Source organism: Syntrophomonas zehnderi OL-4 (genome assembly GCF_000983115.1).
Taxonomy (GTDB): domain Bacteria; phylum Bacillota; class Syntrophomonadia; order Syntrophomonadales; family Syntrophomonadaceae; genus Syntrophomonas_B; species Syntrophomonas_B zehnderi.
On the sequence record NZ_CGIH01000005.1, the window covers coordinates 106,839 to 120,221 of the forward strand.

Here is a 13,383-nt window from a genome sequence, read left to right on the forward strand (position 1 = left end):
AATCGTAGGGGAGGCTTCAGCCTCCCCCGGTAGATCAGCCTCCCCCGGGGATACGTCAAATGCTTGCGGAAGCTAAAGCTTCCGCTACGGTTACTTCCGCTACGGCAGGTATGGGCAGATACGCCAAATGCTTGCGGAAGCTAAAGCTTCCGCTACGGTTTCCGGGAAAAATGATACGTCAATCGGCCCGCGGATAATCGTAGGGGAGGCTTTAGCCTCCCCCGGTAGATCAGCCTCCCCCGGGTATACGCCAAATGCTTGCGGAAGCTAAAGCTTCCGCTACGGCAGGTATGGGCAGATACGCTAAATGCTTGCGGAAGCTAAAGCTTCCGCTACGGTTCCCGGGAAAAATGATACGGCAATCGGCCTGCGGATAATCGTAGGGGAGGCTTTAGCCTCCCCCGGGGTAGATCAGCCTCCCGGGTATACGCTAAATGCTTGCGGAAGCTAAAGCTTCCGCTACGGCAGGTATGGGCAGATACGCCAAATGCTTGCGGAAGCTGAAGCTTCCGCTACGGTTTTCCTCTCACGCCTCACTAACTTTGACTTGCTTATTTGAATGTATTACTATGAAGTTAAATGGACAAAAGTCCTGCAAAATGGGGAAGGAAACAATAAAAATGCATTTAGGAAAAGTAATGGTGGTATTCGGTACCCGACCGGAAGCGATTAAGATGGCTCCGGTCATAAAAGAACTAAAAAAGGTTGATGATATTAAGACGGTGGTGGTGGTTACGGCTCAGCATCGGGAGATGCTCGATCAGGTTTTACATCTGTTTGCCATTACCCCTGACTATGATCTGGATCTGATGCAGCGACGGCAGGATCTATACAGCATTACCAGCGGGGTTTTGCAGGGTATGCAGGGGATTTTGGAGCAGGAAAAGCCTGATTTGGTATTAGTGCACGGGGATACGACTACCACCTTTGCGGCCGCTCTGGCAGCTTTCTATCAAAAAATACCGGTGGGTCATGTGGAGGCCGGGCTGCGTACTCATAATAAATACTCGCCTTTTCCGGAGGAAATGAACCGCACTTTAACCGGCAGGTTGGCTGAACTGCATTTTGCGCCGACTGATCAAGCCCGGGAAAATCTCCTGGCCGAATCAGTGGCCGGTTATAAAATCTGGGTGACTGGCAATACGGTTATCGATGCCTTGATGGAGACGGTCAGAGCGGATTACGAATTTGATTCAAAATTGGCCGGAATTAATTTTAACCAGCGTCTCTTGCTGGTTACGACCCACCGTCGGGAAAACTGGGGCGACAAGATGAGAGATATTTATCAGGCCTTATTACGGCTGGTCGATGATTTTGCGGATGTGGAGGTGGTTTTTCCTGTCCATATGAATCCCACCGTGCGGGATCTGGCCACTGAAATGCTGGGCGGACGGGAGCGGATTCATCTGCTTGAGCCGCTGGATTACGAACCTTTTGCTAACCTGATGAACCGCAGCTGTCTGGTTTTGACCGATTCCGGCGGTCTGCAGGAAGAAGCCCCCTCCCTGGGCAAACCTGTTCTGGTCTTGCGGGATACCACGGAACGGCCGGAAGCGATTCAGGCCGGTACAGTGAAGCTGACCGGCACGTCTGAAGAACATATTTACCGGGCGGCCCACATGCTGTTAAGCGATACCAACGCTTACGAACAGATGGCCCGGGCTATTAATCCGTATGGAGACGGTAAAGCTGCGATCCGCATCGTCAAGGTGATAAAAGACTTCCTCTATGTGCGCATCGGTGCGCAAATTTAATCATGGAATCAGGCAGGGAAAAGGGAAAGAACCTAGAATATATTAAGGGTTTTAAATGGCTGAAATACTGGGTTAGAATCTGCAACGTAAAACATATAATAATAGATGAAGTATATTAGCCACAGTTAGGTAAGGCCGGTTGTATGAAGGAGGATTCTATGTCTGCCATGAAGTTTGGAACCGATGGATGGAGAGCGGTAATTGCCCGGGAGTTTACCTTTGACAATATAAAAACGGTATGCCAGGGCATTGCTTGTTATATAAAAAGTATGGGGTTGGCTAAAAAAGGGGTGGTAGTGGGTTTCGACAACCGTTTTCTGTCTGAGCAATTTGCCGCAGAATGTGCGCGGGTTTTGACCGGCAACGGAATCAAAGTCTATCAGTTTGCCTATGCGACTCCCACCCCGGTTGCGGCTTACGCTATTCGGCTCTTAGAGGCCGCCGGGGCGGTAATGATTACCGCCAGCCATAATCCGCCTGAATATAACGGCATTAAATTCATTCCCGAATATGCCGGGCCGGCTCTGCCGGATGTTACCGATGCTATCGAGGATGAAGTAAGCCGCATCATTGAAAACGGCCGGATATATGAACTCGATTTGAAAGAAGCGGTTACCCTGGATCTACTTAAAGAGATTGAAGTGGACAAGGAGTATACCGGGCAGCTCTTGCGGGCTGTAAACCCGGAATATATCAAGGCCAATCCTGTAAAGGTAGTCGTTGACCCCATGTATGGGGCCGGTATCGGTTACCTGGACAAGATATTGATTGAGCTGGGCTGCGAAGTTAAGACGATTAACAACTACCGGGACACCATGTTCGGCGGCTCTATGCCGGAGCCTACCGATAGTTTGTTGGCCGATCTGAAAAGGGCCGTTGTAAACTATAAGGCGGATGTGGGGCTGGCTTTGGATGGGGATGCGGATCGTTTCGGTATAATCGACCGGGACGGTGATTTTATCACCCCCAATCAATTCGGCTATCTCTTATTCGATCATCTGCTCAAGACCCGTACTTTCCGGGGCCCGATTTGCCGCTCTATTGCTACTACCCACCGCCTGGATCAGATTGCCCGCGAAAACGGGTTGGCGGTAATTGAAACCCCGGTTGGATTCAAATATATAGGTGAAGGTATGCGGGAGAAAGGCTGCATGATGGGTCTGGAGGAAAGCGGCGGTCTGACCGTTTTTGGGCATATTCCGGAGAAAGACGGTATATTGGCCTGCCTGCTGGCGGTTGAGATCCTGGCCCTAACCGGTCAAACCTTCAAGGAATTGATGGCGGAATCGGCCCGCCAGTATGGTGAAAACTACAGTGTTCGGGTGGATATCAAAACCAGTTATGCGGAAAAAGAAATGGTTAAGGCCAATCTTAAGGATTTTCAGCCTAAAACGCTGGCGGGGATAAAAGTTGATCGCAGCAATGAAATCGAAGGCCGCCAGTTTATCCTGGAGGATGGCAGCTGGGTATTGATTCGCCCCTCCGGCACTGAAGCTGTGTTTAGGATTTATATTGAAACCGATAGTGAGGAACGCTTGCAGGAGATCAAGAATGAAGTGCTGACCTCCCTCGGTCTGCACTGATCACCCCGACCGATGGTCGGGTTTTTTAATAGACGCGGATTACGCGGATCTACGCGGTTTTAATAGACACAGATAACACTGACCCTCCGGGCACAGATTTTATCTTTAATTAATAAAACGCTATCGGCAGCATCATCGCATATGCCAAAAAACCCGGTAATTTGAGAAGGATCTTTTACCGCAATAGCCGTAGCGGATGCTTTAGCTTCCGCGGAATTAGGCGCTGTGTTATCTGTGTCCATTTCCTAATTAAAATCCGCGTGATCCGCGTCTATTTTTCGCCAGGATTCCATGTCCAATTTTGTGGAAATTGGTCAAAGGTCATTATTTTTTGACAATTCGGGAAGGATTTTTATGGTGCAAGAAGAAAGTAATAGCTTAGCAGGCGAAGAAATTCAGCTGCAAAAACTGGATCAGGTGCTGGCCCAGGTGCGCCACAGCCTGGAGACGGGACGCCAGGAAATATATGATATTGCGGATGATTGCCGCAAACAATGCGAGATCATGCAGACCCGGATGGAAGAATCGAACTTGGAGACTGCCCGCTTGATTGATATGGTGGACAGCTATGAGAAGATGGATCGCATGGCCCGCCACCGTTTGATGGAGGTAAGCTCTAATTTTAAACGGTATTCCGAAGAATATATAAAATCAACGTATGAAAAGGCTCAGACTACGCAAAATGAGTTGATCTGGCTCAGACAGCAGGAATTATTTCAGCGCAAAAAACGGGAGGAATTAAGTCGTCAGCTCAAGCAATATCAGGAAATTGCCCGCAAAGCTGATAATTACCTGCAGAGTACCGGCCTGGCGCTTAAGATCTTGGAGGCTAATCTGACCAGTATTTTGGATACCATGGAAGAAGCCATCCGGCGACAGAATATGGGGTTATGGATAGTCGAATCGCTGGAGGCGGAAAGAAGGAAAATATCCCGGGAACTTCATGATGGACCGGCGCAAAGCATTGCCGGCATGTTAATCCGGCTCGATCTGGTGAAGTACATATTTGAGGAAGACAGCGACCGGGCCATGGAGGAGTTAAGCAGTATACGGGATATGGGCCGGGAAAGCCTGGATGATCTGCGCCGGATTATGTTTGATTTAAAGCCCAGTGCCGTGCAAGAGGTAGGTTTAATTGCCACCTTAAAGGAATACTTTGAGGCGTATGAAAACAAATACGATTTTGAAATCGAATTCGTTTCGTTCGGCCAGGTGAAAAAATATGATCTATCTCTGGAAATAGCCCTGTTTAGAGTGGTTCAGGAGGCCATTACGAATGTGCGCAAACATGCCGGAGTGAAAAAGGCCATGGTTAAGCTGGAAGCAATCCCCTCGGGACTTAACATCGTTATCAAGGATCGGGGAAAGGGTTTCGATGTGAACGAGCAGGCCGGGTTCGGGCAAGAGAGCTACGGAATCTTGGGGATGCGGGAAAGAGCTGAACTACTGGGCGGAAAGATCAGTATTATATCCCGACCGGGAGCGGGAACTCAGGTAATCGTGGAGGTACCAACAGAAGGGGAGGAGCAGATTGGCTAAGATAAGAATATTGATAGCGGATGATCACGCCCTGGTCAGGGAAGGCTTGCGAAAACTCCTGGAGAGGGATGACAGCCTTGAAGTCCTCGAGGAAGTGGGAGATGGACAGGGGGCTATTAACGTAGCCCGCAAAGAACGGCCGGATGTCATCCTGATGGATGTTAACATGCCTGGAACAGACGGCATAGTGGCTACGCGGGTAATAAAAAGGGAAATGCCTTCTACTAAGGTAATCGCCCTGACGATATATGAAGATGAAGAAGTTGTGGACATGGTCAAAGCCGGGGTATCGGCTTATGTGCTCAAGGATGTAGCCGGCAGTGAGCTAATCGACACCATTCACCGGGTAATGGCCGGGGAAGTCGTCATCCATCCCCGGGTAGCCAAACGGCTTATCAAGGAAATCAATCGCAGTGAACAGATACAGGATACGGTTAAACTGACTCGCCGGGAGAAGGATGTACTGGCCCTCCTGGTAAAAGGCAGCAGCAACAAAGATATGGCTGAAACGATGTTTATCAGTGAAAAGACGGTGAAAAACCATCTAACCAGTATATTTAGAAAATTAGGGGTCAAAGACCGCACCCAAGCAGCCGTTTATGCACTAAAAAACAATATTGTGGCCGAAGATTAAAAACTATTAAAAGTAATCAATTTAACTCCCGAAGGCATAGTATATATTAACTGGCCAGAGGGAGGTTTTATTTTGATACTGCTTAAAGCTTTTTGTTTCGGCCTATGGTTAGCCATGATATTAGCATTGATCCGGGCTGATTGGTATGAGCAGGCTCCGTTTAACCAGGTTTATTTATATCTGAATAACCCGGAAACAGCCGAAGGACAGGTTTACAAAACCCTGGGGCATTTGCTCCCGGATGAAAGACTCAGCCTGGAAATATCCGCTTACAATCCATATTATTCCGAATTATTATTTATCGCTTCCCGCATCGGCCGCAGGTACCCCGCGGTAATGGTGCAGATTAACCGCATAGCAGCACGATAAAGCCGGGGGACATACAAATTTAGGAAACGCAAAAACAGTGTTCCCTGGTTTATGTGTTATAATATCATTACATGTTTCCATGTTAAAAAATCCCCTTGCTTTAAAAAATGACCAAGTAAAATGTCTGGCACTGGAGGTAGCCATGATTGACGTGTTGTTAGATTTTTTGTTTCCCCAGGAAGTATGCTGCATTTGTCGCAAGCCCGGCAAATATAATACCCGCCGTCCCTGGTGCAAGGAATGTCAGGAAAAAATGTTGCAAATGCAGTGTTCCTGCCCTACCTGTGATAAATGCGGGAAATACCTGGAAAATGGTGCGAGCCTTTGCGCAGATTGTCAAAAAACCCCCCCGGGGTTTGAATTGGCCCGGTCAGTAGGGCCTTACAACGAACCCTATCGCATTGCCATAAAGGTTTTAAAATTTATGGGCAGAAAACATCTGGCTTACTGCATGGGAGATATGATGGCTGAAAAGGTGCAATCCGAGCCCAGGTTTATGCCGATAGATTTGATCGTACCGGTGCCTATATCCAGCGGAGGATTAAAACAGCGGGGATTTAATCAGGCGGAGCTTTTAGCCCGCCAGGTCAGTAAGCGGCTGAAGGTCAAGATGGATCCTCGCATTATATACCGGGTAAAGGATACCCCTTCCCAGGTGGAGCTATCACGCGAAGAAAGAGAAAAAAACCTGCAATTCGCTTTCCAAATAGAGGATAACAGGAAGGTATATCGAAAAAACATATTATTGGTCGATGACGTATACACCACCGGCTCAACCAGCCGCGAATGTACCAGGGTATTGCTGGAAGCCGGCGCGGCTCGGGTATGTATTATTACCTGGGCAACCGGAAAAGGTTATTAAGTCTCATGGAACAGTCGCTTTTACCTGCATTATTGCCCGGATTTGGGTCGGCCGCCTCGCAATCGAACCAGATATTATTAAGTAGCCTATATTCTTTACAAAATCCCACTTGGCTTATGGTATGATATAAAAAAAGTATTACTTCGCTGGCATTTTTCCCAAAACCTGATGCTTGACTTTTTGATAGGAGGTTGGTCAGTGATGAATGCGAATCTAAAGAACTGTCCTCAATGCGGACGCCTGTTTTCGCCAGGCAGCAGGAATATTTGCAACCGCTGTCTGGAAAAAGAAGAAGAAGAGTATATGACCGTGCGCAGATACGTACGGGATCATCCGGGGGCCAGCATATTTGAAGCCAGTGAAGAAACCGGAGTCGAGGAAGAAAAGATCATGCAGTTTATCCGGGACGGCAGACTGGTCACCCGAGGATTTAAAGGCGTATTGCAGTGTGAAGGCTGTGGCAAGCCGATTAATAACGGGCGTTTTTGCGATGACTGTATTAACGAAAGGAATAACGCTATCTATGGAGCTGCTCGCCAGCCCAAGCCGCAGCCGGAGCCGGACAGGAAGCCGCCTTCAGTAGGTAAGCGGAGCGAGCGTATGCATGTGCGCGACTAGGATTGGCCTAGCTAAAAAGTCCCGGCCGCGTAAGGGATGCCGGGACCCTGGCTTTGCCTGCAGTTTGCCTGCAGCCGGGCTTAATCATGGGCCTTCCGTGATCTTAAGCTGTCCGTCCCTGCTTCGCGGAGGTTTTTATTGGGACTTCAGTTATACTTGCAGACCGGGCGGCAATCATGCAAGGCAGATAAACGAAGATACTAGCCAAAAATCAAATAGAAATGCATGAGAAGGGCTTAGAAGCGCATTAAGCTTCTTCTTTTTTTGTGCGAAAATAAACTAAGATACAGGTGAAGTACATCCTATGAGGTGGTTTAAGTGATTATTTCCAACAATCAGGTGCAAAACCTTTTAAAAATCTATAATAAAAACCTAAGCATAGGCAAACCAAATGCCGTCTCCGGCGTCAATGGCAAAAAGGTGGGGCAGGATGAATTGGCTCTGTCTGGAGAAAGCCGCATTAAGCAGCGGGCTTTTCAGGCCGCCCGCCAGGCCGATGATATCCGCCAGGATCGGGTTGACCGCCTGCGCGAGCAGATTTCCAGCGGCACTTATACCGTAACCGATGACGAAGTCGCAGAAAAAATGATTGCCCGGGCGATTGTTGACCGGCTGATTTAGAGAGCGGTGTATAAATGCAATCAACTCAAATGGAAACAACCATCAAGGAATTAATTCAGATATTAATCAAGGAAAACCAATGGATTGACAAGCTGGTTGAAATAGGTGAAGAAAAAAAGCAGGTCATTATTCTAAACCAGGTGCAGGAATTGGATAAGCTGGTACAAAAGGAAGGTGCCTTGGTTGCGGCTCTGGAAAGGCTGGAAGCCAATCGTTTTAAAACCCAGCAAAACCTGGCTCAGACCTTAGAAATGCCAGCCGAAGAACTGACCGCCAGCGTCTTGCTGGAGAAAGCCGCCGCTTACTTTCCACAGTGGCAGGCGGAATTAAACGATGAAGTCGAGCGTATGCAGCAGGCCATATTTAAATTGCGGGGTATTAACGCTGAAAACCATGAATTAATTGGCCTTTCGCTTGATTATATAGACAGTATTCAAGCCCTCTTTAATGATGAGGGAACCGGAACGTACAGTGAAAATGGCAAGCAGCAGGATGATAACCAGAATCGCTCCCTGAACCGGGTTATTGACAAGAAGGTTTAAAAATTTTAAGGGAGACACCAGGAGGCAAAAGAACCCCAGGAACTATCTGAACCTATGCCTCCCCAACAATTTAAAAGTGAGGTATTTATATGCATATTTTTGGAGGCCTGGAAATCGGGAAACGCTCGATTATGACCCATCAATCAGCCTTAAATGTAACCGGGCATAACATAGCCAATGCCAATACCCCCGGCTATACCCGCCAGATGCCTAATATCGTCACCACCCAGCCCTGGCATGCTCCTATGCTCACCGGAAATTCACGGGTAGGGCAGTTTGGTACCGGTGTGGATGTGGCCAGCATTGACCGTTTGCGGGATCGTTTCCTGGATTATCAGATCCGCCAGGAAAGCCGCACCTATGGTTACTGGTCGTCTATGCAGGAGAGCCTGTCCCGCATAGAAGTCATCTTAAACGAACCTTCCAAAGACGGATTACGCGGAGTCATGGACAAATACTGGGAGGCCTGGCAGGATCTGTCGGTACATCCGGAAAGCGAATCGGTGCGCTCGGTCGTCGTTCAGCGCAGTCTGGCGATGGCGGAAGCCTTTAACCATACCCACCGTCAGCTGCAGGAATTGCGGGAGGACGTCAATGCCACCGTCCGGGTTAAGGTTGACGAAATTAATTCCATTGCCCAGCAGCTGGCAGACCTTAACAAGCAGATTTTGTCCATATCGATAGCCGGGAAGGAACCCAATGACCTCCTGGACAAAAGGGATCTGCTTCTGGATAAACTCAGCTATATTGCCGATATATCTATCTACGAAGAGAGTAACGCTGTTGATGAAACCGCCGGGGCCGTTAAACGCTTCAGCAACGCGATTACGGTACAGTTGGGCGGCCGACCCATCGTCCAGGGCGCGGATTACATAAAACTGGATACCATTCAAGACGGCCAAGGTATGCACATGGTCACCTGGGCAGATACTAAAACGAAAGCCCAGATTACCGGCGGCGAATTACAGGGTCTGTTGGATATAAGGGGACGTACCGATTGGCCGGAGGATTCCTCAGAATATAAAGAGATCATTCCAAAAATGATTGCTGACCTGAATAAAATGGCCAAGACGATTATTGTCACCACCAATAATTTACATAGAAACGGATACAGTTTAAACAATAACGGCACCGGCTACCTCTATCCAGACGGCGTAAACTTTTTTAACGAGCCGTCTGACATTAATGACCCTATTGAATGGGCAAAATTTATGAGTGTTAGTTCTGTTATAACTACTGACCCGAAAAATATTGCGGCTGCCTCCCAACCCACTTGGTTTAAAGACACATCCGGCAATATGCAGAAAGTCAGCTTCGGCGATGGTGCCAATGCCCTTAAAATTGCCCAGTTAAAACAGAAGCTCAATGATTCGGAGTGGCGGATTGATTCTACAGCGGTAACAGATTTAACCCAGGGATCTTTTACTTTTGTTATAAATGGAAAAACGATTACCGTTGACAATACGACGACTCCCCCGGATCCCCTGCCGATCCAGAGTATGGCTGATCTGGTGGCGGCTCTCCAGAAGGAGATCGATGCCGATACAGATTTAAAGGGCAAAATAATGGTGCGCGGCAACGGCAACAGAATTACTTTTTACTCGACTAGCGGCGGATTTACCTTGGACGGCACCTCGGCTGCCGCAGTAGTAAATACCCTGAGCAATGCCACGGTAGACGACTTCTGGCGTTCTGTCTGCGCCAATACCGGAGTTATCAGCCAGGAAGCCACCCGCATGGTACGCAACCAGGATACGCTCTTAAATCAGTTGGAAAACAAAAAACAGTCCCTATCAGGCGTATCCCTGGACGAGGAATTAACCAACATGATACGCTTTCAGCATGCTTATAACGCGGCATCCCGCTTTATAACCACCATCGATGAACAGATCGATGTTATTGTAAATCGCATGGGACTTGTAGGGAGGTAATAAACCATGATGCGTGTAACCAACAATATGATGGTAAACGATTTACGGCGCAACCTTAATACCAGTATGCTGGCAATGGACAAATGGCAGCGTCAACTGTCTACCACGCGCAAACTGAACACACCCTCGGATGATCCGGCCGGCCTGGTAAAATCCTTACGCCTGCGCACCAACCTGGTCGAAGGCGAGCAGTATCTGAGAAACATCGGGGAAGCCATCAACTTCATGGAAACCACCGATGCCTCCCTGAACGATATCAATAAAATTATCCACCGCATCCGCGAACTGACCGTTAAGGTCATAAACGACACCAATGACGATAGTGCCCGCTCGGCTATAGCTAAAGAGATCGGTGAACTTACCGAACAGATAAAAATGACTGCCAATACTACCTATGGAACCAAATATATATTTGCTGGAACGAATGTTACCGAAAAGCCCCTACAAGAGGATGCCTCCACTGTTCCGCCTACCCTTCAATGGAAGGGCAATGATGAAGCCTTCGATATAGAAATTGCGGTGGGCATTAAGTTTCGCATGAACATTACGAATGGAGGATCTAGCGGAGAAGATTTGCAGAATTTCTTTATGGGCGATCCCCCTGCGGCTGATCTAAAAGATGATACCGGCATTTTCGGAATTTTAACCAAACTAAAAGCAGATATAGAAAATGCCGATGTGACCGGAATGGATGGAGCTTTAAGCAAGCTGGATGAAAAAATGAATTCCCTTTTGAACGCCCGGGCTACCTTAGGAGCCAAAGTAAACCGCCTGGAATTGCAGCAAAGCCGCCTGACCGGCACTCAGATCTCCTTTACCGGCCTGCTCTCGCAGGTAGAAGACGCCGACATGTCCGAAGTAATCATGCAGCTAAAAATGCAGGAAAACGTCTACCGCGCCGCCCTAGGCGCCGGCGCCCGAATAATCCAACCCTCCCTAATCGACTTCCTGCGGTAAGGTGGATAAATAGACGCGGATAACGCAGATTTTCGCGGATTTACGCAGTTAAATAGACACAGATAACACAGATTTTAAGGATTTCCACAGATAAGGTAAATGGAGATTTTGGTATGGGTGAGTATTTGTGCGAAGAAATAACCAGTATTATCATTGGGGCAGCATATAGAGTATACAATTCTTTAGGTAGCGGTTTTTTAGAAAAAGTTTATGAAAATGCATTATTAATTGAATTAGAATCAAAAGGCTTAAGCGTCAAACAGCAGGCTCCAATTAAGGTAACGTACAATGGCAAGAGCTATCTGTCTATTTACTGAGGCGGGCTTTTAAGGTGAAACAAATATAACGTAAAACAGAAGCAAATCCGGCTGAATTAACAAAGAAAAAATCTGTGTTAATCTGTGCCCGGAGGGTCAGTGTTATCTGTGTCCATTAAAAAGGAGGGTAGGGAAAATGCTGCAAATTCGTATCGACCAACAATTTGCCCAGTTAGGCCTCGATATAAAAAAGCCTGCTATCAACCTGCAGACAACCCTCCCGGCCATCGAACTGCAGATAGAAGAGCCCAGGCTGGAGATCCATTCCCCCCGGCCCCGGCTCTACATAGACCAGAGCCAGTGCTTTGCCGACATGGACAAACGCAGTCCGGCCGAATTCAGCCGCTATTATGCCGACCTGGCCAGGCAAAAAGGCATCGAGGCCATCGGTATTATCTCCAGCGAAGGCGACTATCTGGCTAACTGGCAGGAAGGCAACACCATTGAAGCATTAGCCGCCTCAGCCATGGATACCCAGGTAGACTTCAATGTTACCGCGGTTCCCCAGCAGCCTCCGCGGATTGACTGGGAAATCCGTCCCGTAGAAACGAACGTAAGCAGAGGAACGATAGATTTAAAACTGCGCCGGGGACAAGTCCAGAACAATTTCCAGTGGGGCCGTGTCAACGCCTACATCGCCCAGCAAAACTACCTGAAAATATCCTGGCACAACCCCAAACTAAACCAGACTGTTTAGGGTTAATAGACGCAGATAACGCGGATTTAAGTGATACCAAATGCTACGTAATATAGAAAGAAATTAGACTAGTTTATAAAGAAAAAAATCTGTGTTAATCTGTGCCCGAAGGGTCAGTGTTATCTGTGTCTATTAACCTTAAGGAGGATGTTATGCGCATACAGACCGCTCTTTTCGGCGAATTAAATATTTCTCCAGACGACATCATCCATTTTCCGGATGGTTTGCCCGGATTTGAAACCAACCAGGAATTTATTTTGCTTCCCCTGGAAGAAAACAGCCCCTTTTTCTACCTGCAGTCCGTCCGGGAAGCCGAGCTGTGCCTTTTGCTGGCAGATCCATTTTCATTTTTCCCCGGCTACCAGGTAGACCTGTCCCCGGCCGCCTTGCAAAAGCTGGAGCTTCCCGAGGAAAATCCGCCCCTGATCGTATTAAACATCGTGACCGTACCTGCGGAATTTAAAAAGGCCACCGCCAATCTAATGGCACCGGTCATAATTAATATAGAAAAAAAATTAGGACTACAGTATATCCCTGAAAAAACCGATTATAATACTAGGCATCCCCTTTTCCCCGCTGATAAAAAAACTACCGGGGAGGGGAAGTGATATGCTTATACTCAGCCGCCGCAAAGGCGAAAGCCTAATCATAGGTGACAACATCGCAATAAGTGTGATCGATGTCCAGGGAGACATCGTTAAAATCGGCATAGACGCCCCCCGTTCCGTAAGCGTTTATCGCCAAGAAATCTATACAGAAATCCAGGCAGCCAACCGGGAGGCCCAAAAAAACCTCCCCACCGTAGAACAACTAAAAAAAATGCGGGAAAAGTAATCGGCAGAGAATAGACGCGGACTCGCTTCGCTCGCGCAGATCGAGCAGGGTTTACGCGGTTTAATAATAAAAATTTAGTAGCGGAAGCTTCAGCTTCCGCCGGGAAACATAGTTTCCCGCCTGGT

Annotated in this window: 17 protein-coding genes; 16 read left to right on the plus strand and 1 reads right to left on the minus strand. The window is 48.0% G+C overall.

The window, feature by feature from the left end; all coding sequences use genetic code 11:
* Positions 1 to 307 precede the first annotated feature (307 nt).
* From AAV90_RS14805 to AAV90_RS02520, 3 genes are all read left to right on the plus strand, one after another.
* Complete coding sequence (locus AAV90_RS14805; protein WP_157609469.1) at positions 308 to 451, plus strand: hypothetical protein; 144 nt, start codon at positions 308 to 310, stop codon at positions 449 to 451.
* A gap of 169 nt (positions 452 to 620) precedes the next feature.
* Entirely contained in the window at positions 621 to 1,754 is a 1,134-nt protein-coding gene (wecB, locus tag AAV90_RS02515) for a non-hydrolyzing UDP-N-acetylglucosamine 2-epimerase (RefSeq protein WP_046495472.1), read from the plus strand.
* Between the two features lie 158 nt (positions 1,755 to 1,912).
* Entirely contained in the window at positions 1,913 to 3,337 is a 1,425-nt protein-coding gene (locus AAV90_RS02520) for a phosphoglucomutase/phosphomannomutase family protein (protein WP_046495474.1), read from the plus strand.
* 59 nt (positions 3,338 to 3,396) lie between these two features.
* Here the strand turns inward: AAV90_RS02520 and AAV90_RS02525 are convergent, their stop codons facing one another.
* Positions 3,397 to 3,579 carry a hypothetical protein gene (locus AAV90_RS02525; RefSeq protein WP_046495477.1) on the minus strand — a complete coding sequence of 61 codons (183 nt, stop codon included), beginning with the start codon at positions 3,577 to 3,579 and terminating at the stop codon, positions 3,397 to 3,399.
* A 112-nt stretch (positions 3,580 to 3,691) separates the two neighbouring features.
* Between AAV90_RS02525 and AAV90_RS02530 the strand changes: the two genes are divergently transcribed.
* The 13 genes from AAV90_RS02530 to csrA all read left to right on the plus strand — a co-directional run bounded on the left by AAV90_RS02530 (position 3,692) and on the right by csrA (position 13,258).
* Complete coding sequence (locus AAV90_RS02530) at positions 3,692 to 4,876, plus strand: sensor histidine kinase (RefSeq protein WP_046495480.1); 1,185 nt, start codon at positions 3,692 to 3,694, stop codon at positions 4,874 to 4,876.
* Positions 4,869 to 5,510 carry a response regulator gene (locus tag AAV90_RS02535; protein ID WP_046495482.1) on the plus strand — a complete coding sequence of 214 codons (642 nt, stop codon included), beginning with the start codon at positions 4,869 to 4,871 and terminating at the stop codon, positions 5,508 to 5,510. The genes AAV90_RS02530 and AAV90_RS02535 overlap by 8 nt, the downstream gene beginning before the upstream one ends.
* A 72-nt stretch (positions 5,511 to 5,582) precedes the next feature.
* Entirely contained in the window at positions 5,583 to 5,879 is a 297-nt protein-coding gene (locus tag AAV90_RS02540; RefSeq protein WP_046495484.1) for a hypothetical protein, read from the plus strand.
* Positions 5,880 to 5,958: 79 nt separating this feature from the next.
* A complete protein-coding gene (locus tag AAV90_RS02545; RefSeq protein ID WP_242847463.1) occupies positions 5,959 to 6,741 on the plus strand; it encodes a ComF family protein in 783 nt (260 codons plus the stop codon).
* Between the two features lie 201 nt (positions 6,742 to 6,942).
* Positions 6,943 to 7,359: a TIGR03826 family flagellar region protein gene (locus tag AAV90_RS02550; RefSeq protein ID WP_046495487.1), complete on the plus strand. Its 417-nt coding sequence runs from the start codon at positions 6,943 to 6,945 to the stop codon at positions 7,357 to 7,359.
* 318 nt (positions 7,360 to 7,677) lie between these two features.
* Positions 7,678 to 7,980 carry a flagellar biosynthesis anti-sigma factor FlgM gene (gene flgM / locus AAV90_RS13920; RefSeq protein WP_052729552.1) on the plus strand — a complete coding sequence of 101 codons (303 nt, stop codon included), beginning with the start codon at positions 7,678 to 7,680 and terminating at the stop codon, positions 7,978 to 7,980.
* A gap of 14 nt (positions 7,981 to 7,994) precedes the next feature.
* Positions 7,995 to 8,522: a flagellar protein FlgN gene (locus AAV90_RS02560; RefSeq protein ID WP_046495489.1), complete on the plus strand. Its 528-nt coding sequence runs from the start codon at positions 7,995 to 7,997 to the stop codon at positions 8,520 to 8,522.
* 89 nt (positions 8,523 to 8,611) lie between these two features.
* Positions 8,612 to 10,453, plus strand: coding sequence for a flagellar hook-associated protein FlgK (gene flgK / locus AAV90_RS15330; RefSeq protein ID WP_052729553.1), 1,842 nt, complete (start codon positions 8,612 to 8,614; stop codon positions 10,451 to 10,453).
* Positions 10,454 to 10,459: 6 nt separating this feature from the next.
* A complete protein-coding gene (flgL, locus tag AAV90_RS02570; protein ID WP_052729554.1) occupies positions 10,460 to 11,410 on the plus strand; it encodes a flagellar hook-associated protein FlgL in 951 nt (316 codons plus the stop codon).
* A 113-nt stretch (positions 11,411 to 11,523) separates the two neighbouring features.
* The gene (locus tag AAV90_RS02575; protein WP_084691446.1) at positions 11,524 to 11,727 is read left to right on the plus strand and encodes a GxxExxY protein; all 204 of its coding nucleotides are present in this window, start codon (positions 11,524 to 11,526) and stop codon (positions 11,725 to 11,727) included.
* 136 nt (positions 11,728 to 11,863) lie between these two features.
* Entirely contained in the window at positions 11,864 to 12,424 is a 561-nt protein-coding gene (locus AAV90_RS13925; RefSeq protein WP_052729555.1) for a DUF6470 family protein, read from the plus strand.
* Positions 12,425 to 12,576: 152 nt separating this feature from the next.
* A complete protein-coding gene (gene fliW / locus AAV90_RS02585) occupies positions 12,577 to 13,032 on the plus strand; it encodes a flagellar assembly protein FliW (RefSeq protein WP_046495492.1) in 456 nt (151 codons plus the stop codon).
* 1 nt (position 13,033) lies between these two features.
* The gene (gene csrA, locus AAV90_RS02590; protein WP_046495494.1) at positions 13,034 to 13,258 is read left to right on the plus strand and encodes a carbon storage regulator CsrA; all 225 of its coding nucleotides are present in this window, start codon (positions 13,034 to 13,036) and stop codon (positions 13,256 to 13,258) included.
* Positions 13,259 to 13,383 lie beyond the last annotated feature (125 nt).